Annotated in this window: 26 protein-coding genes; 7 read left to right on the top strand and 19 right to left on the bottom strand. The window is 65.1% G+C overall.

The genetic code is table 11. The features are described from left to right. Window positions 1–14 precede the first annotated feature (14 nt). From B6V75_RS04955 to B6V75_RS05015, 13 genes are all read right to left on the bottom strand, one after another. On the bottom strand, window positions 15–1250 hold the full coding sequence (locus B6V75_RS04955; protein WP_088718902.1) for an NADH-quinone oxidoreductase subunit E: 1236 nt from the start codon (window positions 1248–1250) through the stop codon (window positions 15–17). Continuing rightward, the gene (locus tag B6V75_RS04960; RefSeq protein WP_075774473.1) at window positions 1250–2494 is read right to left on the bottom strand and encodes an NADH-quinone oxidoreductase subunit D; all 1245 of its coding nucleotides are present in this window, start codon (window positions 2492–2494) and stop codon (window positions 1250–1252) included. Before B6V75_RS04960 ends, B6V75_RS04955 begins: the two co-directional genes overlap by 1 nt. Then, the gene (locus tag B6V75_RS04965) at window positions 2491–3102 is read right to left on the bottom strand and encodes an NADH-quinone oxidoreductase subunit C (protein ID WP_075774472.1); all 612 of its coding nucleotides are present in this window, start codon (window positions 3100–3102) and stop codon (window positions 2491–2493) included. Before B6V75_RS04965 ends, B6V75_RS04960 begins: the two co-directional genes overlap by 4 nt. A 12-nt stretch (window positions 3103–3114) precedes the next feature. Continuing rightward, complete coding sequence (locus B6V75_RS04970; protein WP_075774728.1) at window positions 3115–3639, bottom strand: NADH-quinone oxidoreductase subunit B; 525 nt, start codon at window positions 3637–3639, stop codon at window positions 3115–3117. Beyond that, window positions 3639–4004: an NADH-quinone oxidoreductase subunit A gene (locus tag B6V75_RS04975; RefSeq protein WP_075774471.1), complete on the bottom strand. Its 366-nt coding sequence runs from the start codon at window positions 4002–4004 to the stop codon at window positions 3639–3641. Before B6V75_RS04975 ends, B6V75_RS04970 begins: the two co-directional genes overlap by 1 nt. Window positions 4005–4301: 297 nt before the next feature. Beyond that, window positions 4302–5084, bottom strand: a complete 783-nt coding sequence (locus B6V75_RS04980; RefSeq protein ID WP_088718903.1) for a crotonase/enoyl-CoA hydratase family protein — start codon at window positions 5082–5084, stop codon at window positions 4302–4304. Then, window positions 5077–5940 carry a hydroxymethylglutaryl-CoA lyase gene (locus tag B6V75_RS04985; RefSeq protein ID WP_088718904.1) on the bottom strand — a complete coding sequence of 288 codons (864 nt, stop codon included), beginning with the start codon at window positions 5938–5940 and terminating at the stop codon, window positions 5077–5079. The genes B6V75_RS04980 and B6V75_RS04985 overlap by 8 nt, the downstream gene beginning before the upstream one ends. Then, a complete protein-coding gene (locus tag B6V75_RS04990) occupies window positions 5933–6601 on the bottom strand; it encodes a glutathione S-transferase family protein (RefSeq protein ID WP_075774468.1) in 669 nt (222 codons plus the stop codon). Before B6V75_RS04990 ends, B6V75_RS04985 begins: the two co-directional genes overlap by 8 nt. Beyond that, window positions 6598–8514, bottom strand: coding sequence for an acetyl/propionyl/methylcrotonyl-CoA carboxylase subunit alpha (locus B6V75_RS04995; RefSeq protein ID WP_088718905.1), 1917 nt, complete (start codon window positions 8512–8514; stop codon window positions 6598–6600). Before B6V75_RS04995 ends, B6V75_RS04990 begins: the two co-directional genes overlap by 4 nt. A 130-nt stretch (window positions 8515–8644) precedes the next feature. Then, window positions 8645–10249, bottom strand: coding sequence for a carboxyl transferase domain-containing protein (locus B6V75_RS05000; protein WP_088718906.1), 1605 nt, complete (start codon window positions 10247–10249; stop codon window positions 8645–8647). Beyond that, window positions 10246–10710 (bottom strand): lysozyme inhibitor LprI family protein, encoded by a 465-nt coding sequence (locus tag B6V75_RS05005; RefSeq protein ID WP_158275119.1) that lies wholly within the window; start codon window positions 10708–10710, stop codon window positions 10246–10248. Before B6V75_RS05005 ends, B6V75_RS05000 begins: the two co-directional genes overlap by 4 nt. A gap of 47 nt (window positions 10711–10757) precedes the next feature. After that, window positions 10758–11264: a lysozyme inhibitor LprI family protein gene (locus tag B6V75_RS05010; RefSeq protein WP_088718908.1), complete on the bottom strand. Its 507-nt coding sequence runs from the start codon at window positions 11262–11264 to the stop codon at window positions 10758–10760. Further along, window positions 11264–12424, bottom strand: coding sequence for an isovaleryl-CoA dehydrogenase (locus tag B6V75_RS05015; protein WP_088718909.1), 1161 nt, complete (start codon window positions 12422–12424; stop codon window positions 11264–11266). Before B6V75_RS05015 ends, B6V75_RS05010 begins: the two co-directional genes overlap by 1 nt. Before the next feature lie 184 nt (window positions 12425–12608). Here B6V75_RS05015 and B6V75_RS05020 point away from each other — a divergent pair, with 184 nt between their 5' ends. Beyond that, the gene (locus B6V75_RS05020; protein WP_088718910.1) at window positions 12609–13850 is read left to right on the top strand and encodes an FAD-dependent oxidoreductase; all 1242 of its coding nucleotides are present in this window, start codon (window positions 12609–12611) and stop codon (window positions 13848–13850) included. A gap of 25 nt (window positions 13851–13875) precedes the next feature. Next, window positions 13876–14799: an ornithine cyclodeaminase gene (locus B6V75_RS05025; RefSeq protein ID WP_088718911.1), complete on the top strand. Its 924-nt coding sequence runs from the start codon at window positions 13876–13878 to the stop codon at window positions 14797–14799. Between the two features lie 19 nt (window positions 14800–14818). On the opposite strand, the gene B6V75_RS05030 is transcribed toward B6V75_RS05025, so the two are convergent. Genes B6V75_RS05030 through B6V75_RS05040 form a run of 3 tightly spaced genes read right to left on the bottom strand, consistent with a single transcriptional unit; the run spans window position 14819 to window position 17938 of the window. Then, a complete protein-coding gene (locus tag B6V75_RS05030) occupies window positions 14819–15997 on the bottom strand; it encodes an aminotransferase class I/II-fold pyridoxal phosphate-dependent enzyme (protein ID WP_088718912.1) in 1179 nt (392 codons plus the stop codon). Beyond that, window positions 15997–17220 carry a TCR/Tet family MFS transporter gene (locus tag B6V75_RS05035; RefSeq protein ID WP_088718913.1) on the bottom strand — a complete coding sequence of 408 codons (1224 nt, stop codon included), beginning with the start codon at window positions 17218–17220 and terminating at the stop codon, window positions 15997–15999. Before B6V75_RS05035 ends, B6V75_RS05030 begins: the two co-directional genes overlap by 1 nt. Before the next feature lie 46 nt (window positions 17221–17266). Continuing rightward, complete coding sequence (locus B6V75_RS05040) at window positions 17267–17938, bottom strand: HAD-IA family hydrolase (RefSeq protein ID WP_088718914.1); 672 nt, start codon at window positions 17936–17938, stop codon at window positions 17267–17269. 107 nt (window positions 17939–18045) lie between these two features. Between B6V75_RS05040 and glmU the strand changes: the two genes are divergently transcribed. The 3 genes from glmU to B6V75_RS05055 are packed head-to-tail and all read left to right on the top strand — an operon-like array spanning window position 18046 to window position 22058. Further along, window positions 18046–19392, top strand: a complete 1347-nt coding sequence (glmU, locus tag B6V75_RS05045; protein ID WP_088718915.1) for a bifunctional UDP-N-acetylglucosamine diphosphorylase/glucosamine-1-phosphate N-acetyltransferase GlmU — start codon at window positions 18046–18048, stop codon at window positions 19390–19392. 3 nt (window positions 19393–19395) lie between these two features. Beyond that, on the top strand, window positions 19396–21210 hold the full coding sequence (gene glmS, locus B6V75_RS05050) for a glutamine--fructose-6-phosphate transaminase (isomerizing) (protein WP_088718916.1): 1815 nt from the start codon (window positions 19396–19398) through the stop codon (window positions 21208–21210). Continuing rightward, window positions 21207–22058 (top strand): DNA alkylation repair protein, encoded by an 852-nt coding sequence (locus B6V75_RS05055; protein WP_088718917.1) that lies wholly within the window; start codon window positions 21207–21209, stop codon window positions 22056–22058. Before glmS ends, B6V75_RS05055 begins: the two co-directional genes overlap by 4 nt. Here the strand turns inward: B6V75_RS05055 and B6V75_RS05060 are convergent. From B6V75_RS05060 to B6V75_RS05070, 3 genes are all read right to left on the bottom strand, one after another. Then, entirely contained in the window at window positions 22053–22742 is a 690-nt protein-coding gene (locus B6V75_RS05060; protein WP_088718918.1) for a D-lyxose/D-mannose family sugar isomerase, read from the bottom strand. The genes B6V75_RS05055 and B6V75_RS05060 overlap by 6 nt on opposite strands. A gap of 26 nt (window positions 22743–22768) precedes the next feature. After that, a complete protein-coding gene (locus B6V75_RS05065; RefSeq protein ID WP_075774454.1) occupies window positions 22769–23542 on the bottom strand; it encodes a gamma-glutamyl-gamma-aminobutyrate hydrolase family protein in 774 nt (257 codons plus the stop codon). A 123-nt stretch (window positions 23543–23665) separates the two neighbouring features. After that, window positions 23666–24727, bottom strand: coding sequence for a Hint domain-containing protein (locus B6V75_RS05070; RefSeq protein ID WP_088718919.1), 1062 nt, complete (start codon window positions 24725–24727; stop codon window positions 23666–23668). Between the two features lie 207 nt (window positions 24728–24934). Between B6V75_RS05070 and B6V75_RS05075 the strand changes: the two genes are divergently transcribed. Both B6V75_RS05075 and B6V75_RS05080 read left to right on the top strand, forming a co-directional pair. Beyond that, on the top strand, window positions 24935–25171 hold the full coding sequence (locus B6V75_RS05075; RefSeq protein ID WP_088718920.1) for a hypothetical protein: 237 nt from the start codon (window positions 24935–24937) through the stop codon (window positions 25169–25171). 11 nt (window positions 25172–25182) lie between these two features. After that, the gene (locus tag B6V75_RS05080) at window positions 25183–25530 is read left to right on the top strand and encodes a hypothetical protein (RefSeq protein WP_075774451.1); all 348 of its coding nucleotides are present in this window, start codon (window positions 25183–25185) and stop codon (window positions 25528–25530) included. The last annotated feature ends 301 nt before the right edge of the window (window positions 25531–25831 follow it).

The following is a 25831-nucleotide window of genomic DNA, read 5'->3' on the forward strand; positions in this document are numbered from 1 at the left end:
CTACCCTGTTGCGCTTACTCGTAAATGCCATCTTTCTTTGCGCGGGACGAGAATTCGGTCTCTGCCCCGCTGGCCAGTTTCTCTGCCTGACCTTTCCAGTCGTCGCGGCTCGCGCGACCCTTGAACCCTTCGAGATTTGCGTCGACCCATGCGAGTTCCGCATCGGACCAGGCCGCGATCTGGTCGAAGTGATAGATGCCCATCGAATGCAAGAGCGTCTCCAGCTTCGGCCCGACGCCCTTGATCATCTTCAGATCATCTGCCCCGCCGTCGCGCGGCGCATCGAGAAGCTTGGGCTGTTCACCCTCGGACACGGCGGTGTCGGCCTTCGCATCGGCTTCGGTGCCCACGGGCTCGCGCTTCGAGCGCGGAACGGACTTCGAGGTGGCGGGCGCCTCGGCCTCGGTCACGCCGGTCTTGTCCGCGGGCGTGCCCTTGGCAGGCTTGGCCTCGGTCTTCTTGGCCGCCTTGCGGGCCTCGTCCTGTTGCGCAGCGGAGCGCGGACGCTCCTGCCCCATCGTCCCGATCGGACCGCGCTGGCCGGAGCTTTGCCACGGCGCTTCCAGCGGCACCTCGGTGCCGTCGATGCGCTTGATGGTGTCGCCGATCGCGAGCGCACGGGCGACGGAATAGTTGTAGTCTTCCTTGTCCCCCTTGGTCTCGGTGAGCGCGGTCAGACCCGACGCGGGCTCCGACGAGAAGCGACCCGTCTGCGAGCCGGGCTTCGGCACGGTGCCGTTGCCCATCTCGTCGATCAGCTTCGCGAGGCTCTCCTCGGTCAGATCTTCGTAGTAATCCTTGCCGACCTGCATCATCGGGGCGTTCGCGCAGGCGCCGAGGCATTCGACCTCTTCCCACGAGAACTTGCCGTCTTCCGAGAGCTGGAACGGCTCGGGGGCGATCTTCTCCTTGCAGACCTTCATCAGGTCTTCCGCGCCGCAGATCATGCACGACGTGGTGCCGCAAATCTGCAGGTGTGCGACCGAGCCGACCGGGGCCAGCTGGAACATGAAGTAGAAGGTCGCGACCTCGAGCGCCCGCATATAGGGCATGTCGAGCATCTCGGCGACGTATTCGATTGCCGGACGGCTCAGCCAGCCTTCCTGTTCCTGCGCGCGGAACAGCAGCGGGATGATCGCCGAGGCCTGACGGCCGACCGGGAACTTGGTCATCTGGGCCTTGGCCCATGCGAGGTTCTCGGGCGTGAACTCGAAACTATCGGGTTGTTCCGGGTAAAGACGGCGAAGCATTAGCGGTCAACCTCCCCGAACACGATATCCATCGTGCCGATGATTGCAGAAACGTCGGCGAGCATGTGCCCCTTGGCGACGTGATCCATGGATTGCAGATGCAGGTAACCCGGAGCGCGGATCTTCGCGCGATACGGCTTGTTCGTGCCGTCGGCCACCAGATAGACGCCGAACTCGCCCTTCGGCGCTTCGACGGCGGCATAAACCTCGCCCGCGGGGACGTGGAAACCTTCGGTATAAAGCTTGAAGTGGTGGATCAGCGCTTCCATCGAACGCTTCATCTCCGACCGCTTCGGGGGCGTCACCTTGCCGCGAGCAAGCACGTCGCCCTGATTTTCCGGCATCCGCAGTTTCTCGATCGCCTGCAGGACAATCTTGGTCGACTCGCGCATCTCGGCCATCCGGCAGAGGTAGCGGTCGTAGCAGTCGCCGTTCTTGCCGATCGGAATCTGGAAGTCGAACTCGTCATAGCATTCGTAGGGCTGCGCACGACGCAGATCCCATGCAAGGCCGGAGCCGCGCACCATCACGCCGGAATAGCCCCATTGTTGGATTTCTTCCTCGGAGATGACGCAGATATCGACGTTGCGCTGCTTGAAGATGCGGTTCTCGGTCAGCAGCCCTTCGATGTCGTCGAGCACTTTCGGGAAGTGATGCGCCCATTCCTCGATATCGTCGAGCAGCTTCGGCGGCAGATCCTGGTGCACGCCACCGGGCCGGAAATAGGCCGAGTGCAGACGCGCGCCGCATGCCCGCTCGTAGAAGACCATCAGCTTCTCGCGCTCTTCGAAGCCCCAGAGCGGCGGCGTCAGCGCGCCGACATCCATCGCCTGCGTCGTCACGTTCAGCAGGTGGTTCAGGATGCGCCCGATTTCGGAATAGAGCACGCGGATCAAAGAGCCGCGACGCGGCACTTCCACGCCGGTCAGCTTCTCGATCGCCAAGCACCACGCATGTTCCTGGTTCATCGGCGCAACGTAGTCGAGCCGGTTGAAGTAAGGCAGGTTCTGCAGGTAGGTGCGGCTTTCCATCAGCTTCTCGGTGCCACGGTGCAGCAAGCCGATATGCGGGTCGGCGCGTTCCACCACCTCGCCGTCCAGCTCCAGCACCATGCGCAGCACACCGTGGGCGGCCGGGTGTTGGGGACCGAAGTTGATGTTGAAGTTGCGGATGCGCTGCTCGTCGGTCAGCGTGTCCTTCGAGCCGTCATCATAGACATTGTTGCGGATATCGCCGTCCATCATTTCGCCTCCTCGCCCTTCTCGTCACCGGGAAGGATGTATTTGGCCCCTTCCCATGGCGAGAGGAAATCGAACTGCCGGTATTCCTGCGTCAGTTTCACCGGCTCATAGACGACGCGCTTGAGCACTTCGTCGTAACGAACTTCGACATAGCCCGTCGTCGGGAAATCCTTGCGCAGCGGATGGCCGCGGAACCCGTAATCGGTCAGCAGACGGCGCAGGTCCGGGTGGCCCGAGAACAGGATGCCGAACATGTCGAAGACCTCGCGCTCGAACCAATCGGCACAGGGGTGCAGCTTGGTGATCGAGGGCACCATGTCCTCTTCGCGGATCGCCGTTTTCACACGGATGCGCTGGTTGCGATACATCGAAAGGTAATGCCAGACGACATCGAAACGCTGCGGACGCTCGGGCCAGTCGATAGCCGTGATGTCCACGAGGTTCGTGAAGCGGCAATTCGGATCGTCGCGCAGGAACTCGGTGAAGGCGGGAACCGATTGGGTGGTGATCGTAACCGTCAGCTCGTCGAAGGCGATCTCGGTCGAGACCACGTCATCGGGGCGCTTCAGCTCGATATGGCCGGCCAGTTCGCGAAGGGCAGTATCGTCCATCTCTCGCTCTCCTCAGCGCACCAGCGTGCCGGTGCGGCGGATTTTGCGTTGCAGCTGAAGGATGCCGTAAAGCAGCGCCTCCGCCGTGGGCGGGCAGCCCGGAACGTAGATATCGACCGGCACGACGCGATCGCAGCCGCGCACCACCGAATAGCTGTAGTGATAATACCCACCGCCATTCGCGCAGGAGCCCATCGAGATCACGTAGCGCGGCTCGGGCATCTGGTCGTAGACCTTGCGCAGAGCGGGCGCCATCTTGTTGGTCAGGGTGCCGGCGACGATCATCAGGTCGGACTGGCGCGGCGAGGCGCGCGGCGCGGTGCCGAACCGCTCGAGGTCGTAGCGCGGCATCGAGACCTGCATCATTTCGACGGCGCAGCAGGCAAGGCCGAAGGTCATCCAATGCAGCGAGCCGTTGCGCGCCCAGTTGATGATGTCTTCCGTTGAGGTCAGCAGGAAGCCTTTGTCCTGCAGCTCCTTGTTCAGCGTCTGCGTCGCAACTTCGCGATCCGCACCTGCGGTATTGGCAGAGGTCATCACGCCCATTCCAGCGCCCCTTTCTTCCACTCATATGCGAATCCTACGGTGAGAACCGCGAGGAAGACCATCATTGACCAGAAACCGACCATGGAAATCTGGCCGAAGGCCACCGCCCAGGGGAACAGGAAGGCCACTTCGAGGTCGAAGATGATGAAGAGGATGGAAACGAGGTAGAAACGAACGTCGAACTTCATCCGGGCATCGTCGAAGGCGTTGAAACCGCATTCATAGGCCGACACCTTCTCGGGGTCGGGATTGCGGACCGCCACCACCGCCGCTGCGAGCATGAGCACAAGGCCCAACACGATCGCCATGGCGAGAAAGATGAGGATGGGAAGATATTCGCGCAGCATGTCATGCATGGGCTTGGCTCCCTAACATCGCGACGACTTGTCGCGCAGGTTCTGGCTAGGCGAGCAATAGCCTTGCGCCCCATTGGGGTCAACCGAGAGCAGGCCGGAAAATCATGCAAATGCGGGCCGCGGGTGCTTTTTGCATACGAAGGTATGCGAAATCTGCGAGCTTGCAGAGCCGCTCAGAGCCTGCCCGCGTTGGACTGCGCCGCTTTTGTCGCGACGCAGTCTTTTGACAAACTTAATCAGAGTTTGAATTTTCGGAATATTTGCCTTGCGCGTGGTGGGGCGCTTCTTAAGGCCACCTTAAGCTTTCCATGCCGGATCGCGCTTCTCGAAAAACGCGGTGATTCCTTCATCCGACTCGGCGGATTCCCAGCGAGTCACCAGCGCCTCGATCGTCATGTCGATCACGCTCTCGTCGATCCGCGGCCCCAGCGACCGGACCAAGGCCTTGGCCTCGCCCACCGCGCCCGGTGCGCAGGCGAGATAGGGCTCGGCCTCGGCCATCACGGCCCGCTCCAGCATCTCGGGCAGGACAACCTTGGCCAGCAACCCTAGATCACGCGCCTCGGCGGCCTCGAAGAGTCGCGCGGACATGAAAACGCGGCGCGCCCGCGCCTCGCCCATGCGCGCGACCACGTAAGGCGAGATCGTCGCGGGCGTCAGACCCAACCGCGTCTCGGTCAGGCCGAATTTCGCACCCTCGACGCCGATGGCCACGTCACAGACCGACATCATGCCGATCCCGCCGCCGAACGCATTGCCCTGTACCGCGCCGATCACCGGTTTCGGGCACGTGTTGAGCGCCTGCAGCATCCCCGCGAGCTTGCGCGCTGCCGCCGCGCGCTCTTTCGCGCCCGCCGCGATCTGGCTCTGCATCCATTTCAGATCCCCGCCCGCGCAAAAGCTGCGGCCTTCAGCGGCGAGGATCACCACGCGCACGGCGTCATCGGTGCCAAGCTGGCCGATGGCCGCGGTGATCTCTTCCATCATCTGCTCGGAGAGCGCGTTATGCTTCTCCGAACGCGCCAGCGTGAGCCGCGCGATGCCACGCGTATCGGTCTCGGTCTTGATCGTGTCAAACATCGCCCTGCCCTTTCATTTTCTTCGCCATTGCGGCGGCCTCAGCCAGAACGGCCGAATCCAGCCCAGTCTCGTAGCCTAAAGCCCCGAGTCGCGCCTGCACCGTCTCCGTCGCGACATTGCCCGCCGCGCCGGGCGCATAGGGGCATCCGCCCAAACCGCCGACGCAGGCATCGAACACCCGCAAGCCCATCTCCAGCGAGGCTTCGATATTCTCCAGCGCCCGCCCGGAAGTGTCGTGAAAATGCCCGGCGAGCTTTTCCGCCGGAACTTCGTTCAGCACCGCGCGCAGCATGGCCGTCACGCTCTCGGGTGTGCCCTGCCCGATCGTGTCGCCAAGGCTGATCTCGTAGCAGCCCATGTCGCGCAGCTGCGCTGCGACGCGGGCGACACTCTCCGGCGGCGTCTTTCCGTCGAAGGGACAATCGGTGACGACGGAGATGTAGCCACGGACTTTCACATTATCGGCTTTTGCGGCCTCCATGATCGGCAAGAACCGCTCCAGACTTTCACTGATCGAACAATTGAGGTTCGCGCGCGAGAAGCCCTCGGAGGCAGAGGCGAAGATCGCCACCTCATCGGCCTTGGCCGCTTTCGCTGCCTCATAACCTTTCATGTTCGGCGTCAGCGCGGCGTAGGAAACGCCCGGTCGGCGCGCGATCCCGGCGAAGACCTCTGCCGAGTCGGCCATTTGCGGCACCCATTTCGGGCTGACGAAAGACCCTACTTCGATCCGACGGAACCCGGCCCGGCTCAGGCAATCGACCAGCGCGATCTTGTCGGAAAGCGCGATCTGGCGCTTTTCGTTCTGCAGCCCGTCACGCGGGGCCATCTCGAAGATTTCGACACTCTCAGCCATGGGTTTGCTCCATCGGGGGCAGCTCGTAGAAATCCTGCGCATACATGCTCGCACCGCCCTTCTCGACCGCGCGCTGATAGGCAGGCCGCTCCTCGATCCGGTCGCGATAGGCGGAGATGTTCGGGAAGCCCTCGCGCGGCACGAAGCGGAACATCGCGTCGATATTGAACCCCATCATGCAATCGGCCGCCGAGAACGTCCCGATCATCCAATCGCGCCCGACCAGATGCGCCTCCAGCGCCTTCATCGTGACGCCAAGCCGCTTCGTCTCGAGCGCCATCATCGCGGGCGAGCGCGCCTCGGGCGGGCGCAGGAAGATGTGTTGAATGTTAAGGCTTTGCAGGATGTTGCCCTGCGTCTCCGCGAAATGCACCCATTCGAGGAAATCCGCGCGAGTGGGTTCGCCCGTGACAGGCGCAAGCCCAGCCTCGGGCCGCGTCTCGGTAAGGTATTCGACGATCGCGCCGCTCTCGAAGATCGAGCGCCCGTCGACCTCCAGCGCCGGGATGCGCCCCGCAGGCGAGAGTTCGCGAAACTCGGGACTGCGCAGCGAACCATCCGTGAGCGACCATGTTTGAAGCTCGTAGTCGAGCCCCATCTCTTCCAGCAGCCAGAGCACCCGCATCGAACGCGCGCCGGGGATGTGATGCAGTCGGATCATGCCTCGTCCTCAAGCCGGATCAGCGCAGCGCCCGCTTCGACCTGTGCGCCTTCTGCGACCAGAACCTCGGCCACGACACCGTCGCGGGCTGCGCGCATCGTGTGTTCCATCTTCATCGCTTCCATGATGGCGAGCCGGTCGCCCGCCGCCACGGTGTCGCCGGCCGAGACGAAGACCGCCTTCACCAGCCCCGGCATCGGCGCCAGCGTCAGATCGGAGGCGTCGGCATCCGCGCCGCGCGCCAGCGGATCAGGAATGTCGAAACGATGCGCACCATGCAGGAAGATGGTGATCGCGCCATCCGACTGCGCCATCCGCGCGCCGGTCTTCGCGCCGTTCACCCGCCAGCCATCCTCGGCCAGCTTGCACGCATGGGCCTCCTCACCCAGCTCGACCGTGACTTGGCCCGGCCCGTGCACTCGGATCGCGGCCTCTTCCTCGAAAGGCACGGTGCGGCGCGGCGACTGCCAGAGGCTGAAGCCGCTCGCCTCGCCGTCCCAAAGCCCGGCAGCGGCGATCACGGCCAGCGCCTTCGCGGCAACCGGCGTCTCGGTCGGGGCGGCGAGCGCGTCGATCTCGCGCCCGATCAGCCCGGTATCGACCTCGCCCCGAGCGAAACCTTCGTGCCGCGCGAGCCGCGCGAGGAAGGCGAGGTTCGTCACCGTGCCCGCGACTTCCGTCGCTTCCAGCGCTCGCGCGAGTTGCCCCAGCGCGGTCGCCCGCGTCGGCCCGTGGGTGATGACCTTCGCGATCATCGGATCGTACCACGGGCTGATCGTGTCGCCCGTACGCACCCCGGTATCAGCGCGACATCCATCGGCGAAACGCAGATGCGATAGCGTCCCCGTCGCGGGCAGGAAGCCTGCAGGCACGTCTTCGGCATAAAGACGCGCCTCGAACGCATGGCCGGTGATCGTCAGATCGCCTTGCGCGCAGGGCAGCGGCTCGCCCGAGGCCACGCGCAATTGCCATTCGACCAGATCGACGCCGGTGATCGCCTCGGTCACGGGATGCTCGACCTGCAGACGAGTGTTCATCTCCATGAACCAGAACCGATCCGGGCGCAGACCGTCCGAGCCGTCCACGATGAACTCCACCGTGCCCGCACCCTTGTAGCCGATGGCCTCGGCGGCCCGCGTCGCCGCCTGCCCCATCGCCTCGCGCATCTCGGGCGTCATGCCCGGCGCGGGGGCTTCCTCGATCACCTTCTGGTGGCGGCGCTGGAGCGAGCAGTCGCGCTCGAACAGATGCACCGCTTTATCACCATCGCCGAATACCTGCACCTCGATATGGCGCGGCGAGCCGATGAATTTCTCGATCAGCACGGCGGGATTGCCGAAGGCGGTCTGCGCCTCTCCCTGCGCGGAAGCCAGTGCATCCGCGAAGTCGGACGGCGCCTCGACCAGCCGCATCCCCTTGCCGCCGCCGCCCGCGACCGCCTTGATCAGCACCGGGTAGCCGATCGTGTCAGCCGCGCCCGCAAGATGCTCGGGGTCCTGATTGTCGCCGTGATAGCCCGGCACGACAGGCACGCCCGCCTTTTCCATCAGCGCCTTGGCCGCGTCCTTGAGCCCCATCGCGCGGATCGCCTTGGCCGAGGGGCCGATGAAAACCAGCCCCGCCGCCTCGACGGCGTCGACGAAATCTGGGTTCTCCGAGAGGAACCCGTAGCCCGGATGGATCGCCTGCGCGCCGGTCTGTTTGGCGGCCTCGATGATCGCATCACCGCGCAGATAGCTGTCTTTGGGCGCGGGGCCGCCAATGGCCACCGCCTCATCGGCCATCGCCACATGGCGCGCCTCGCTGTCGGCCTCGGAATAGACGGCTACGGTCGCCACGCCCAGTTTGCGTGCAGTCTCGATCACGCGACAGGCGATCTCCCCGCGATTGGCGATCAGGATCTTGGAAAACATGTCGGTCTCCCCTTTGAGAGCGTCGGAGGGGGCGCTGCCCCCGCTCCTGCGGAGCCCCCCGGGATATTTCGGCCAAGTCGAAGATTTGCACTTCCCCTTGGCCGAAATATCCCCGCCGGAGGCATGAAAGTTACATCCGGAACAGGCCGAAGCGGGTCGGCTCGATCGGGGCGTTCAGCGCGGCGGAGAGCGAGAGCGCCAGCACGTCGCGCGATTTGCGCGGGTCGATGATGCCGTCGTCCCAAAGCCGCGCCGAGGCGTAGAGCGGGTGCGACTGGCGCTCGAACATCTCGATGGTGGGGCGCTTGAACTCGGCCTCTTCTTCGGCCGACCACTGGCCACCCTTGCGCTCGATCCCGTCGCGTTTGACGGTGGCGAGCACGCCCGCCGCCTGTTCGCCGCCCATCACGGAGATTCGCGAGTTGGGCCAGGTCCAGAGGAAGCGCGGGGAATAGGCGCGCCCCGCCATACCGTAATTGCCCGCCCCGAAGGAGCCGCCGACCAGCATGGTGATTTTCGGCACCGAGGTGGTGGCGACGGCGGTGACCATCTTCGCGCCGTGACGCGCGATGCCTTCGTTTTCATATTTCCGTCCGACCATGAAGCCGGTGATGTTTTGCAGGAAGACCAGCGGGATCGAGCGTTGCGAGCACAGTTCGATGAAATGCGCAGCCTTCTGGGCGGCTTCCGAGAACAGCACGCCGTTATTGGCGACGATGCCGACGGGGCAGCCTTTGACATGGGCGAAGCCGGTGACGATCGTCTCGCCGAAGCGCGGCTTGAACTCGTCGAAGCGCGAGCCGTCCACCAGACGCGCGATGACTTCGCGGATATCATAGGGGGTGCGCAGGTCTGCCGGGACCACGCCGAGGATTTCCTCGGGATCGTAGACAGGCTCCTCGGGCGATTGCCAATTCACCGTCGAAGGTTTCGTGTAGTTGAGATTGCCGACCGCGCGGCGCGCTAGCGCTAGCGCATGGGCGTCGTCTTCGGCGAGATAATCGGCCACGCCCGAGAGCCGCGTATGCACATCGCCGCCGCCGAGGTCTTCGGCGGTGACCACTTCCCCCGTCGCCGCTTTCACCAGAGGCGGCCCGGCGAGGAAGATCGTGCCCTGCTCTTTCACGATGATCGTCACATCAGACATCGCGGGCACATAGGCACCACCTGCCGTGCAGGACCCCATCACCACCGCGATCTGGGCGATGCCCTTCGCCGACATCCGGGCCTGATTGTAGAAGATGCGCCCGAAATGGTCGCGATCGGGGAAGACCTCGTCCTGATTGGGCAGGTTCGCGCCGCCCGAGTCGACGAGGTAGATGCAGGGGAGATGGTTTTCCTCGGCGATCTCCTGTGCGCGCAGGTGCTTCTTCACCGTCAACGGGTAATAGGTGCCGCCCTTCACGGTGGCGTCGTTGGCGACCACCATGACTTCCTGGCCCTGCACCCGGCCGATTCCGGCGATCACGCCCGCGCAAGGCGCGGCATTGCCATACATGTCATGCGCCGCCGTCGCGCCGATTTCCAGAAACGGCGAGCCGGGATCCAAGAGCCCCGCCACCCGTTCGCGCGGCGCCATCTTGCCGCGCGAGAGGTGCCGCTCCAGCGCGGCGGGACCACCGCCTGCCGCCGCCTGTGCGGCAGCCTCTTCGATCTGCGACAGCGCGTCGAGATGCGCCTTGCGATTGGCCTGAAAGTCCTCCGACGAGGTCAGGGCCTGCGATACCAGTTTCATTCCATCCTCCCCAAATCGCGCAGTTCCAGCGCGCGTTGCGCCGTACGCTCGAGGTAGCATTGCGACGCCACGACCGTGCGGATCGTGCCGTCCTTCCAAATCTCGTAGAGCAGCCCGCAATCGGCGTCGCGATACTGCCCCCACGCGCTTTGCGCATCGAGAAGCATGTTGGCGAGGTCGGTGCCCCCCTGCTCGAGCAGACGGGCGCGCGCCGCCTTGTATTGCGACTTCGCGATATCGTCCCAGACCTGCGCCTCGCCCTGAAGACACGCCGAAATACCCAGAGTCGTATCGCCGCCCGGCTCATCCTGACAGGCTGCAGCCGCCTCGCCGATACAGGCGGGATGGGTGTCCTTCGCCCCGTCGAAACAGGCGCGCACCGCGTTCGGGTCAACGCTCGGTTCCTGCGCCAAGGCGGGGGACGCGAGCATCAGGCCGCCCAGCAACCATGCCAATTTCATCGCGCGTTTCCTTTTCTCAGAGCGCCCGTGAAGGCGGAGTGTCCGTGTCATGGGCGCGCCTCGCCAGCCAGCAGCCCGGCCCAACTCTGCAATTCGAGCGCATGTTCGGCGGTCTTGCGCATCAGGCAGCCTGCCTCCTCCGCCTCTGCGCCCTCGCTCTGCAGCGCGGCCCCATAGGCGCAGGCGCCATCGCGGTAGCGCGCCCAGGCAGCTTCCGCCTCGCCCAGCTGCGCGCCTTGCAATCCGGACGGAGACTTGCCCGCCGCGATCTTTGCCGCGTCGCTGGCCGCTGCCGCCCGCCGCAAGCTGTCGAGGGCTGTCGCCGCCCGATCGGACCAGAGGGCGCGCTCGGCGTCATAGCAGGCGCGGCGGTCCTGGACGCTCGCAGCGTCACCGATGCATTGCTGCGCCGCTTTGCCGATGCAGGACGCAGGGTCGTCAGCGCCCGAAAGGCAGCTCTCCAAAGCGGCCGGATCGAAATCCGCCCCTGCCCCTTGGGCCTGCGCCGCCAAAGGCGCCGCAAGCCCGATCAGGAGGAGAGCGCCGGCGCGCATCACGCGGCTCCCATGATCTCGCGACCGATGAGCATTCGGCGGATTTCCGAGGTGCCCGCGCCGATCTCCATCAACTTCGCGTCCCGGAACAGGCGCGAGACGTTGGAGTCGTTGAGGAACCCGGCGCCGCCAAGCGCTTGCACCGCCTGATGCGCCTGCACCATCGCCTGCTCGGAGGCGTAAAGCACGGTCGCCGCAGCATCCTGACGGGTCACGGCGCCGCGATCACAGGCTTTCGCGACCTCGTAGGTATAGGCGCGCGCGGTGTTCATAGCGACATACATATCGGCGATCTTGCCCTGCATTAGCTGGAAATTCCCGATCGGCTGGCCGAACTGCTCGCGCTCCTTGCAATAGGGCACGACCTCGTCGAGGCAGGCCATCATGATGCCGGTGCCGATGCCGGAAAGCACCACGCGCTCGTAATCGAGACCCGACATCAGAACGCGCACCCCACGCCCCTCTTCGCCCAGCACATTCTCGAAGGGCACTTCGCAATCCTCGAAGAACAGCTGTGCCGTGTTCGAGCCGCGCATGCCGAGCTTGTCAAAATGCTTGGAGGTGGAGAAGCCCTTGAAATCCTTCTCGACGATGAAGGCGGTGATGCCCTTGGAGCCCGCCTCCGGATCGGTCTTGGCATAGACCACGAGCGTGTCGGCATCGGGCCCGTTGGTGATCCAGTATTTATGGCCATTCAGGACGTAATAGCCGTTGCGCTTCTCGGCCTTTAGCTTCATGCCCACCACGTCCGAGCCCGCGCCGGATTCCGACATCGCGAGCGCGCCGACCGACTGTCCCGAGATCAGTCCGGGCAGATATTTCTTCTTCTGCTCGTCCGAACCGTTCAGCTTGATCTGGTTCACGCAGAGATTGGAATGCGCGCCGTAGCTGAGCGCGATCGAGGCCGAGGCCCGCGCGATTTCCTCGGTGGCCACGACATGAGCGAGATAGCCCATCCCGGCCCCGCCGAATTCTTCAGACACGGTGATCCCGAGGAGGCCAAGCTCGCCCATCTCGGTCCAAAGCTCGTTCGGAAACTCATTGTCCAGATCGGTTTTGGCCGCGATCGGGGCCACGCGCTCGGACGCCCAACGGCGCACCATATCGCGCAGTGCGGCGATATCCTCGCCCAGATCGAACTCCATCGAACCTGCGAACATCGGATCTCCTCCCCCGGTTTATTGAACGCACGTTCATTTATGCCCAATTGCCGAGTCGGGTCAAGAGCCGTGGCCCCGGCCCCGGGCAAACGACGTAGCGGCACGAACCCGCGGCGCAGGGGCTGGTAAGGCGCGCCGATTGCCGCCACAAAGAGGCTTGGGACATGGAAACACGGGAGCGGAGATGGGGCAGCCACGTCATATCGTGATCGGAGCGGGCATCGTCGGCATGATGACCGCATGGGCTCTGGCGCGGCGCGGGCTGCCGGTGACGGTGGTCGACCGCCTGCCCGGCCCCGCGGAGCTGTGTTCGCGCGCGAATGCCGGGATCGTCTCGATCGGCCATTCGAGCGCATGGGCGGGGCCGGAGGCCTTGCCGCAGCTGCTGCGCGCGATGGCGGGGCGCAATCCCGGTGTGAAGCTGACCGCGCCGTTCGATCCGGAGCTTTGGCGTTGGGGGACGCGCTTCCTGCTCAACTGCACAGGCGCCGCGCAGGCCCGGAATACCGCGCGAATGATGCAGCTCGCCGAGACCGCGCGCGCCGCCCTGCCCGAGATGGCGCAGGAGTTGGAGCTGGAAGCGCTGATCCGCTTCGAGGGCGGACTTTATCTTTATAATGCGACGAATGAGATCGACGCCCATGACGACGGGCGGTTGACGCGGATCGACCCGGACTGGCTGGCCGAGAACGATCCGCCGCTCGCCAGGGCGGGTTTTGCGGGCGGGTTCCTCTCGCCGATGGATGCCGCGGGCAATTGCCACGAGGTGACCCGCGCCGCCGCCAAAGCGCTTTCCGCCAAGCACGGTGTGCAGTTTCGCTACAACAGCGCGGTGACCGGGTTCAGCCATGCCCATGGCAAGATCACCGGGGTCAACCTCGCCGACGAGACGCTGCCTGCGGCGCAGGTGATCCTCGCCACCGGGGTAGAGACGCCCGATCTGGCCCGGCCTCTGGGCTTTGCGCCGGATATCTACCCGGTTAAGGGGTATTCTGGGACATGGGATGTGCGCGACCAGAGCCGCCTGCCCCGCCACCCCTATATCGACGAGGCCGCGATGCTGGCCGTGGCGTCTTATGGCGGGGTGTTGCGGGTGACCGCGATCGCCGAATTCGCCGGGCGCGACCGGACGCTGCGCGAGGATCGCACCAAGGTGCTGACCGATTACGTCGCCGCACGCTTCGGCGATGCGGTGAGCGATGCGCCGCCCGTTCTCTGGACCGGGCTGCGGCCCTCGACCCCGCATGGCCCGCCCTTCCTTGGCCGGGTGAAGGCTTACGACAACCTGTGGGTCAATGCGGGCCACGGGCAGTTGGGCTGGACGCTTTCGGCGGGCTGCGGCGCGCTTCTGGCCGATGCGATCACCGGTGCCGCCAACGGCCCGCGCGAGGTGTCGGCCCCGGCGCGCTGGCTGGCGCCTCTGTGACGCCCGAAACAATGAAGGAGACGACATGAGCCCGAAGATCATCCCCTATGACATCGCGGAAAAGCTCGACTGGCCCGGCGCGATAGCTGCACTGCGCGCGGGCCATACGCGCCCGAAGGCGGAGTTGGGCGATACGTTTCTCGGACCCTCGGATGCGGTGCTGCTCAGCCGCGCGGCCTATATTCCGGGGCTGGGTTACGGGGTGAAATCCTTCACCGTGTGCGATGGCAACGCGAAGGCGGGGCTTCCCACGGTGCAAGGCGCGATGGTGGTGTTCGAGCCCGAGCATGGCCAGCCCACCGCGATCGTCGATTGCCCGCTGGTGACCGAGTTCAAGACGGCTGCCGATTCCGTTCTGGGCGCGCAACTTCTGGCCCGCCCGGACAGCCGCCGACTGCTGATCGTGGGCGGGGGCCGGGTCGCGCGCTCGCTGATCGCGGCCTATGCGGCGGGCTTTCCGGGGCTGACGGAGATCACGCTCTGGACGCGCCGCCCCGAGCAGGCGCAGGAGCTGGCGGCTGGGCCTGCCCCCGAGGGCGTCACGCTGCGTGCGGTGAGCGATCTGGCCGAAGCGGTGGCCGAGGCCGATATCGTCAGCAGCGCCACGATGGCGCGCGCGCCGGTCCTGAAGGGCGAATGGGTAAAACCCGGCACCCATGTCGATCTGATCGGGGCCTACAAGGCCGATATGCGCGAGGCCGACGATGCGCTGATCTCGACGGCGAGCCTCTTCGTCGACAGTCGCGAGACCACATTGGGCCATATTGGCGAGCTGCTGATCCCGATCCGCGAAGGGGTGATCACGCCCGAGGCGGTGAAGGCCGATCTCTACGACCTGATCGACGGCGCACGCGGGCGGGAAAGCGCCGAGGAGATCACGCTCTACAAGAACGGCGGTGGCGCACATCTCGACCTGATGATCGCCGACTGGATCTCGCGCGCAGGCTGAGTGTCAGCGCTCCACCTCTTCAAACCTCGGCCTCTTCGCGCAGGATGCGCGCGATCTGGGCGGCATCGTCCGTCGAAAAAGTCAGCGGCAGGCGCAGGTCAAGCAGCGTCGCCAGCACCGCATCGGTGCGCGGCAGGTTCTGCGCTTCGGCGTAGCGCCAGCTGTCATGGCGCGAGGTGAACCCTACGGGCTCATCCGCGCCGAACCATTTCAGCTCAACACCGCGGGCCGCAGCCCGGGCGACGAAATCCAGCATCTCGGGGGCGGAGCGCCCCGGCAGGCGGAACTGGAAGGACGAGCCGACATAGCTCTCGGCCTCGGGGCGTTCGATCAGCGCCACACCCTCTGCCCCGTCAATCCCGGCCTCGATTTCTCGGTACAGCGCATTCCAGCGCGCCACCCGATCCGCCAACGTCGGCAGCTGCGGGCGCAGGATCGCGGCGCGCAGATTGTCCATTCGGCCCGAGACATTGGGCGTGTCGTATTTGAGCCCCTCGAACACCTCCGGCCGCGGCGCGGCGCGGTGCCGCTCATAGAGCATGTAGCTGCCCGACAGCAGGATCATCCGCGCCGCCAGTTCCGCGTCGTCGGTTACGATCAGACCGCCCTCGCCCGAATTCATGTGCTTGTAGGTCTGGGTCGAATAGCACCCGATCGCGCCATGCCGCCCCGAGGGGACACCGCCCCAAGCCGCCCCCATCGTATGGGCGCAATCCTCGATCACCGTCAGATCATGGGTGCGCGCGATCTCCATCAGCGCATCCATGTCGCAGATATGGCCGCGCATATGGGAAAGCATCAGCACTCGGGCCTGCGGGGCTTTCGCCGCCAGATCGTCAAGATCGATGGTCAGCTGGTCGGTGACCTCGACCAGCACGGGCTTGCCGCCGACCGCCGCGATGGCGCCGGGCACGGGCGCAAGCGTGAAGGCATTGGTCAGCACCGGATCGCCCGGACCGACGCCCACGGCGCGCAGTGCACAGCCCAAGGCATAGCCGCCCGAGGCCACCGCAAGGCAATAGGGCGCACCGGTCAGCCCCGCGAATTCCTCCTCCAGCAACGCCACCTCGCCCGGTTCACCCGGCACCGTATTGTAGCGATGCAGACGTCCCGAGCGCATCACCTCGACGGCACGTTCGATCGCCTCCTCCGGGATCGGCTCCTGCTGGGTGAAATTGCCGTTGAAGACCTCGGACATCACTCGACCTTTCTTGCACGCACGAACAGCGCCAACGCCGCCAGCAGGATTACGGAGGCCACGAAAAAGGCCATGTCCGGCGTGCGGATCGGGGCGTTCTCGGCGAGGAATATCCCGAACACTTGGGTGAAGAACAAGGTGCCCGCCAGCATTGCGAGGTTCATCAGCGCGGAAATGCCACCCTGCAGCGCGCCCTGCGCATCCTCGGGCACCGCGTTGGACATCAGCGAGGCGATCATCGGATGCACCAGCCCCTCGATTCCGGTGATCAAGAGGACGATCAGTACCATCACCAGCGAGGTCGACAGCCCCAGCGCAATGGTCATGCCGATCCCGACGATTAGCCCGATCGCCGCCACCCGCGCCTCGCCCAGTCGGGACGCAAGCGGCCCAGCGAGCCCGCCCTGAAAGATCGCCGCGACGACGCCATAGCCTGCGAGTGTCAGCCCCACCATTCCCTCGGACCAGCCGAATTTCGCCATCCCCCAATAGGGCCAGATCGCGGGATAGACCGCCGAGGCGAACAGATAGACGCCAAGGGCAGTGCCCATAGGCAGCACGCCCGGATACCGCGCGAAGACTTTCAGCGTGCCCAGCGGATTGCAGGCGCGCCAGTTCACCGGACGGCGCAAGCCCTGCGGCAGACTTTCAGGCAGCACGATCAGCCCGTAGATCAGGTTCAGCCCCGAGAGCGCGGCGGCGACGAAGAAGGGAATGCGCGGGCCAAGCTCGCCCAGAAATCCGCCAAGCGCGGGCCCCGCGATGAAGCCGAAGCCGAAGGCCGCGCCGATCAGTCCGAAGGCGCGGGCACGCTCGGCCGGCGGGGTGATATCGGCGAGATAGGCGTTCGCGATGACGTAGGACGCGCCGCAGATGCCAGCGACGATCCGGCCCACGAAGAGCCAGAGCAGCGTCGGCGCGAAGGCGTGAAACAGGTAATCGACACCCAGTCCGCCGATCGCAAGCAAGAGGAGCGGACGCCGCCCGAAGCGATCCGAAAGGTTGCCCATCAGCGGCGCGAACAGGAATTGCGCGAGGCTGAAGGCCGCGAACATCCAGCCCCCGATCCGGCTCGCCTGCGCCAGATCGACGTGGCCCACATCCGCGATCAGCGAGGGCAGCACGGGAATGATCAGGCCGAACCCCACCATGTCGAGAAACACCGCGATCAGAACGAAGGCGGTGGCGTGAAAGCGCGAAGGACCGATGGGCGCTGCGGTCATGGCTGTTTAAGGGGCCATCCGGGGCGGCACAGCCCCGCCGCGCCCCTCATTCGAGCATCCGCGCCACGAGCGCGGGCAGATCGTCGAAATGGTCGAGCATCGCCTCGGGCGCGAGACGCTCGATGCCACGCCCCTCGGGCCCGAAGGTCACCAGAACGCAGGGCACACCGACGGCACGAGCGGTCTCGCGATCGGTATTGGTGTCGCCCACCAGCAGAGAGGTCTCGACCTTACCACCCGCACCCTCGACGGCGGCGAGATATGGGTCGGGTGAAGGTTTGCGCAGCGGCAGCGTATCGGCACCGATCAGCGCATCGAAGAGACCGGTGACGCCGAGCCGCTCGAGCAGCACACGTGCGAGACCTTCGGGCTTGTTGGTGCAGACAGCCGTGGCAAAACCCTGATCACGCAGCGTTTTCACGGCCGCTTCAGCCCCGGGATAAAGCTGCGTATGCCGGTCGATATTCTCACCGTAATGCGCGAGTAGCGGGTAATAATCGGCCTCGACCAAGGCTGCGATCTCGCCCTCCGCCAAGCCCAGTCGGCCATAGCCCGCCTTGAGCATCGCGCGGCCACCGTGGAAGGCGATCAGCGCGTCGCCCGCGGGATCGAGAAGCGGCGCGTGGCCGCGCGCCGTGAAGCAGGCGTTGGCCGCCGCGATCAGATCGGCGGAGGTGTCGGCCAAAGTCCCGTCGAGGTCGAAAACCACCGTGCGCATTGCCCATTGCTCCTTCCGTAACACCGCGAAAGGAAGCGTGAAGACGCACCACTTGCGGCAAGCAAGCCAATGGTTAAAACGGGGCCGAGCAGAAGAAAAGGTATCTCATGGCGATTGCATTGATCACCCTCGCGGCGGGCCAGGGCACCCGAATGAACTCCGACCTGCCGAAGGTGCTGCATCAGGTGGGCCGCGCGCCGCTTGTGGCCCATGCGCTGGCCGCCGGACGGGCACTCGAACCCGAGACCGTGATCGTCGTCGCAGGTCACGGTGCCGAGAAGGTGAAGAAAGCCGTCGCAAAGATTGATCCCGAGGCACAGATCGTGCTGCAGGAAGAGCAGCTCGGCACCGGCCATGCGGTGGCGCAGGCCCTGCCTGCGCTCGACGGGTTCGACGGCCGCGTAATCGTGCTTTACGGCGACACGCCCTTCATCCGCCCCGAGACGCTGGAGCGGCTCGCGGCGTCCGAGGCCGCGGTGACCGTGCTGGGCTTCGAGGCCGCCGATCCGGGCCGCTACGGGCGCTTGGTGGCGCAAGGCGACACGCTGGACCGGATCGTGGAATTCAAGGATGCCACGGATGAAGAACGCGCCATAACCCTCTGCAACTCTGGCGTTATCGCCTGTGACGCGGTGCTTCTGACCGAGCTCGTTGCGGGGCTGTCGAACGAGAACGCTTCGGGGGAATACTACCTCACCGACATCGTCGAAGCCGCACGCAAGAAAGGTCTCTCGGCCAAGGTCGTGACCTGTGATGAAGCCGAGACGCTGGGCATCAACACCCGCGCCGAACTCGCCCGCGCCGAGGCCCTCTTCCAGGAACGGATGCGCGCCGAGGCGATGGAAAACGGCGTGACCATGGTGGAGCCCGCCAGCGTCTGGTTCGCGCTCGACACCTATATCAGCCGCGATGTCGTGCTGGGACCGAATGTCGTGTTCGGCCCCGATGTCACCATCGAATCCGGCGCGGTGATCGAGGCCTTCTGCCATCTCGAAGGCTGCCACATCTCGCGTGGCGCCACCGTCGGTCCCTTCGCCCGCCTGCGCCCCGGCGCGGAGCTCGCCGAGGACGTGCACATCGGGAACTTCGTCGAGGTGAAGAACGCGATCCTCGCCGAAGGTGTGAAAGTCGGCCATCTGACCTATCTGGGCGATGCCGATATCGGTGAACATACGAATATCGGCGCGGGCACGGTGACCTGCAATTACGACGGGGTGATGAAGCATCGCACGACTATCGGCGCGAACGCCTTCATCGGCTCCGACACGATGTTGGTGGCCCCGGTGACGGTGGGCGACGGCGCGCTGACGGGCTCGGGATCGGTAATCTCGAAGGACGTCCCGGCCGAGGCGATCGCGATCGAGCGCTCCGAGCAGGTGAACCGCCCGGGCCTCGCCACGAAACTCTTTGCGAAGCTGCGCGCGGAGAAAGCGCGGCGCATGAAGAAAGATTGATAAATGTGCGGAATTATTGGCGTTCTCGGGAAGCACGAGGTTTCCCCCTGGCTCGTTGAGAGCCTCAAGCGGTTGGAATATCGCGGCTATGACAGTGCCGGGATCGCGACGGTGAACGAGGGCAAGCTGGACCGCCGCCGGGCGGTAGGCAAGCTGTGGAACCTGTCCGATCTGCTGGTGCATGAGCCGCTTCCGGGCAAGTCGGGCATCGGCCATACCCGCTGGGCGACCCATGGCGCTGCAACCCAGGGCAATGCGCATCCGCATCGCTCGGGGCCCGTCGCGGTCGTGCATAACGGCATTATCGAGAATTTCCGCGAGTTGCGGGCCGAGCTGGCCGAGGCGGGGATCACCCCGGAAACGCAGACGGATACCGAAACCGTCGCGCTGCTGACGCGGATGTTTATGGATCGCGGCATGGACGCGCGCGAGGCGGCAGTCGCGACGCTTGGCAAGCTCGAAGGGGCGTTCGCCCTGCTGTGGCTGTTCGACGGCGAGGACGATCTGTTGATCGCGGCGCGCAAGGGCTCTCCGCTCGCGATCGGGCATGGCGACGGCGAGATGTTCGTGGGCTCGGACGCGATCGCGCTCGCGCCGATGACCGACCGGATCACCTATCTCGAAGAGGGCGATTACGCCTTCGTCACCCGCGCGGGTGCCGAGATTTTCGACGCCGAGGGCCGCCGCGCGAACCGCGACGAGAGCCGCATCGACCTAGGCCAGGCGCAGGTCGAGAAGGGTGGCTACAAGCATTTCATGGCGAAGGAAATCGCCGAGCAGCCCGTCGTGCTTGCTGACGCTTTGCGACATTATCTGCCCGAATCCGGGCTGAACCTGCCGGATGACTTGGACTTTTCCAACATCGACCGGATTGTCCTGATCGCCTGCGGCACGGCGCATTACGCCTGTGCGGTGGCGAAATACTGGTTCGAGGAATTCGCCCGTATCCCGGTCGAAATCGACGTGGCCTCGGAATTCCGCTACCGCGAACCGCCCTTGTCGAAGCGCAGCCTCGCCATCTTCGTCAGCCAGTCCGGGGAGACAGCCGATACGTTGGCCGCGCTGCGCTATTGCTCCGAGCGCGTCGCGAAGACCGTGGCCGTGGTGAACGTCCCCACTTCTTCCATCGCGCGCGAAGCCGACATCATGTTGCCGATCTTCGCCGGCGTCGAGGTCGGCGTGGCCTCGACCAAGGCCTTCACCGCGCAGCTTCTGGTTCTCGCAGTCATGGCGCTGAAGGCGGGTCGCGATCGCGGCGAAACGGACGCGGCGACGCTTGCCGCCCATGCCGAGACGCTACGCGCCCTGCCCGGCCTGCTCAATCAGGCGCTGGCGATTTCCGAGCCGATCTCGCATCTGGCCGAGCAACTTGCCGAGGCGCAGGACATTCTCTTCCTCGGACGCGGCGCAATGTATCCGCTGGCGCTGGAAGGCGCGCTGAAACTCAAGGAAATCAGCTACATCCATGCCGAAGGCTATGCCTCGGGCGAGCTGAAGCACGGGCCGATCGCGCTGATCGACCGCACCGTGCCGGTGATCGTGATGGCGCCACATGACAAGCTCTTCGACAAGACCGTGTCGAACATGCAGGAGGTGATGGCGCGCCACGGGATGGTGCTGTTGATCTCCGACAGCAAAGGCATCAGCGCGGCGCAGGACGGCACTTGGGGTACGCTGCAACTTCCTGATATCGCTGAACCTTTCGCGCCGATCCTTTACGCGGTCCCGGCGCAGCTGCTCGCCTATCACACGGCGGTCGCGAAGGGCACCGACGTCGATCAGCCGCGCAACCTCGCCAAGTCGGTGACGGTCGAATGAGCCGCAAGAGGGGCAAGAAGCGCGTCGCGCGGCCGAGCGCGGCGGATTACGCTCCGCTCGACCCGGCGGAGGACGCAAAGCTGCGCGCCGAGGCCGAGGCCTACGCGGCCTCAGATGCGGAATATGAGAGCTTCACTGAGGCAGAAGACGCCGACGAGCCGCTCGGCCCGCCGCCCACGCTGGAAGATGCGCTTTTCGCGCTGGAAAGCTGGGCGGATGCCGAGAAAGCCGCCGAAATGGCCGCCTATCACAAGGCGGAGCGGCGCTATTTGGGCGTGGCCGTGCCCGCGATCGAGGACATGGTCGCACTATGGCGTGGCCAGCTCGACGTGCCGGGGCGGGTCGAACTCGCCCGGGGACTTTGGGACAGCGACATTCACGAGGCGCGGATCGCGGCGGCCAAGCTGCTGACGCAAGCGCGGCTGCGCCCTGACGACGCCGCATGGGAGTTGATCGCAAGTTGGGTGCCGCAATTCGACGCTTGGGCGATTGCCGATCACGCGGCCAAGGCGGGCTCGAAACGGCTTCAGGCCGAGCCCGCGCGGCTTGACGAAGTGGCGGATTGGGTGCGCTCGGATCACATGTGGACGCGGCGCGCGGCCTTCGTCTTCACCCTGCCCTGGACCAAGCAACGCAATCCCAGGCCCGAGGACGAGGCGGTGCGCGACGAAGTTCTGGGCTGGGCCGCGCAACTGGCAGAGGATCGCGATTGGTTCATCCAGAAGGCCATCGCATGGTGGCTACGCGAGCTGAGCAAGAAAGACCCGGTGCGGGCACAGGCCTGGCTGGCCGAGCATGGCGAAAGGCTGAAGCCCTTCGCCCGCAAGGAAGCCAGTAAATACTTATGAAGTCAGGAACTTGTCGTAGTCGCTGACCAGCAGGTGGCGCGGCGCTTCGTCTTCCTCGATCTCGGAGAACCGCCCGATATCTTCGCGGAAGATATTGTCGGTGTTGTCGTCGTTGACGGTCGAGACCTCGCCGATCAGCACGTCGCCGCCCTCGCCCCAGAAAGCATGCCAGTCGCCGGGGCGCAGGGTCACGCTCTCGCCCGGACGCAGGATCAGAACTTCGCCGGGCTCGTAGCGGCGCGGGACACCGTCGCACATCACCTGCCCGCCCGCAGTGTCGTCAAATTTGCCATCTACATCAGAGCCGTAGAGCTCGATCGCGAGGTTCGCACCGCCGCGGTTGATGATGTCCTCGGCCTTGATGATATGGGTATGCATCGGGCTGATCTGGTCCTTGCGCGAGATCAACAGCTTTTCGGCGTACGCCATACCGTGGCCTGCCTGAAGATCGCGCAGATCGCCGTTGCGCAGGGTGAAGAGAAACAGACCCAGCTTGTCGAAATCGCCCTGCCCGTAATCGGTGATGTCCCAGCCCATCGCAGCTTCCACGATGCGCTGTGCCTGCGGCAGGCGCGCCTTGAACTCGGCCGGGCTCCACCACGCGAAGGGCGGCAGGCGGAAGCCGAATTCCTGGATCATATCCTCGGCCGCGGCCATGATTTCGTTCACGCGCGAGCGTTTCATCTGTCTCTCCGTTTTGTCTTCGCGGCTCAGGCGACGCAGGCGGCGGGCCGTTCGCCGCGCGCCCAAGCGCGCACCGCATCGCCGAATGCCTCGAACAGAGGCCGCGAGACCGGATCTTCCGCCGCACGCCATTCGGGATGCCATTGCACCGATAGGGTAAACCCGGGGGCGTCCTTAACATAGATCGCTTCGGGAGTACCATCGGGGGCGCGCCCCTCGATCACGATCCGCGTACCAGCGGTGCAAACGCCCTGCCCGTGCAGCGTGTTGGTCTCGACCTCATCCGCGCCGAAGAGACGCGCAAACCTGCCGCCGGGTGTAAGCGTGACCATGTGACGGTTCGAGAACCCTTCCTCGAGCGTCCCCTCAGGGGGCATCCGGTGGTTCAATCGCCCCGGAAGCTCGCGGATCTCGGGGTGCAGCGTGCCCCCCATCGCGACGTTTACCTCCTGAAACCCCCGACAGATGCCAAGGAAGGGCTGCCCGTTTTCAACGCAGGCCCGCACCAGCGGCAGGGTGATCGCGTCGCGGGCGCGGTCGAAGGTGCCGTGCTTTTCCGTCGGCTCTTCGCCATATTCATGCGGATGGACGTTCGGCCGCCCGCCGGTCAGCAGGAAGCCGTCGCAGACCTCCATCAACTCCTGAACGGACACATATTCGGGATCGGCGGGGATCAGCAGCGGGATGCAATCGGAGACCTTGCTCACCGCTTCCGAGTTGAGCTGCCCGCCTTCATGGACGGGGTAGCGGTCACCTACGAGGCCTCTATTGCCGATGATGCCGACGACGGGTCTGGTCATTGAATTCTCCTTTGTCCCGAAGCTAAGGCGGCGTTCGGGCGGAGAAAAGGCGCAAAATGCGCACGAAGCCGTGCATCTGACGCACAGCCCAAGCTTGCAGCGATCTCGCGCGGATTTGCCCGTTCACGCGGCCAGATCATGGCGCAGGATCGCGGCCTCGGAGGGCTTGAGCGCGCGACGGGCGAAGGCGCCGTAGCTAAGCGGGTTTTCCTCGACCTCGGGCAGCAGTGCCTCGAGCCCTGCGCGCTGGTCGCGAGCGATCATCTCGAGCCGGGTCGAGGCGGGGTGGAAACTCTCCGTCTCGAGCCCGTTCGCGGTCAGCACCTGATGGCGCTCGAACATCAGGTGGATGTACCTCAGGCCTTTTACCATGCCCTCGAAGCGGATCTCGTGGCCATTCACCAGATCGCATGCGCGCACCAGAACCTCGTCCTCGGCGAACAGCGCCTGTGCGGCGCGGCCCCGCACCAGCATCCGGTGCTGCGGCGACACGATCAGATCGCGGTCGGGCCGCGCGATGCCGAACGCTCCGGCCGAGATGCGCACCGGGCGCAGATGCGGCATCGCATGGAGCCGCGCGCCGGAGATGTCGCGCTTCCCGATCCAGCAGATCGGCTGCGCCCCGTCATCGCGGGTCATCACGCGGTCGCCCTCGCGCAAAGCTTCGACCGGGCGGCGGCCCCGGTCGGTTTCGATCAGCGTGCCGGGCGTGAAACAGATGACGCCCGCGGGTCCCTGCCGCGCCGCTTTCGGTCGCAGATCGAGGGCGCGATCAACCACCCACAGATCGCTGTCCACCGGCGGCATCCGACCTGCGAACATCAAGATGCGGGTGCCGCTTTCGGGCAGTTCGATCAGGGTGACGACATAGGCGTGATAGCCATCAGTCACGGTAAAGCTTTGATTGGACGTCTCGATCTCGTCGGGCTCGTCGAGCGTGCGGGGACTTCCCACCGCCTCGCCCAAAAGGCGGCGCACCGCGCGGGCGGCTTTCGTGCGCCGCTCCGCCTCGCCGCGCGCATTATGCAGGATGAGCCGATCGTTTGGCCCGTCGACGCAGATCGCCTGCCCCGTCCAGCGCCAGCACGCGCCAACGGTCACGACATCCAGCGGCGGCACCGGCGTGCCGTCGACCTCTGTCTGCGCCCATGAAATGACGAAGGTGCCCTGATAGCCCGCCTTCATTGCTCTGATCCTGCCCGTATTTTTGCGAGGACTTATGTCTGCCCCCTGCTTATTGACTGTAACGGTATCATGATGAATTTCCGATGTGAATCCCCATCTTGACGCTTGGGGCAAGCCGCATTCACCGAAACTTGCGCGCGCCCGAGCTTGCCCCGCGCCCGCGCAACTGCATCTTCCGTCGGGAAGAGCAGCCTGAGGAGACTCACGATGAAAGCTATTGCCCTGATCGCAGCCCTCGCCTGCGCCGCGATACCGTCGCTGGCCGCCGCGCAGCAGCAGCCGCTCAATGCGATTGAGATTCAGCGCGTTCACGCTCTGGTCGGAAATGTCGACCTGTCCAACCTCACCGACCGCCAGATCGTGCAGATCAAGGACGCGCTGGTTCAGAATGTCGATCGCACCGCGAAAGAGACGCTGATCCGCATGGCGCTGGAGAAGAAATGAGGAACCTGCTTATGACCATTCGACTTACCGCTTCCGCGCTTGGTTGCAGCCTGGCAGTCGCTCTTGGCCTCGGCACCGGCATTGCGCAAGCGGGCGCCGCGTCGCAACCGCCCGGCGGCCTCGGTCCGCAAGCTCCCAAGCCGCAGAGCTCGAGCGGCCCCGACCCGGCCTATTTCATGCCCGCCAATCCGCATCTCAGCATGCTCGATCAGACGCGCGCCGCGAAATTCGCAAAAGGCAAGTCGCTCGAAGATATCGGCTTCACGCAAGTCGCGGCGATCGAGAACGCATTGCTGCATCCCTCGCTCGCGCAGAACCGCGAGGCGCTCATTACCAAGAGCCTCGATACCGGTCAGTGAGCAATACGGGAATTCGGGCTCTTTCCGCTCAGGCTGGGCACCGCCCGGCCTGAACGCGTTTTCGGGGAGGAGGATCGAAAATCCGCGTCGGCCGGGCGGCCCTTCACACGGCGCAAGATGCGCGGGTTGCCCAAGAGGGTCAGCCAAGCCCGACCCTTGCTTTCAGATTTCGCCTAGTTTCCGTTTTCGTCAAGCGGCACCCGCGTAGCGCGGTGCCCTGCTACCCCGGCCGTTTCGAACTGCGCAGAACGGGGCGAAATTCCCTGCATCCGCACAAAAAATAAGCGCCCGACACACCAAT

The sequence above is a fragment of the Thioclava sp. F1Mire-8 genome (assembly GCF_002213165.1).
GTDB lineage: Bacteria > Pseudomonadota > Alphaproteobacteria > Rhodobacterales > Rhodobacteraceae > Thioclava > Thioclava nitratireducens.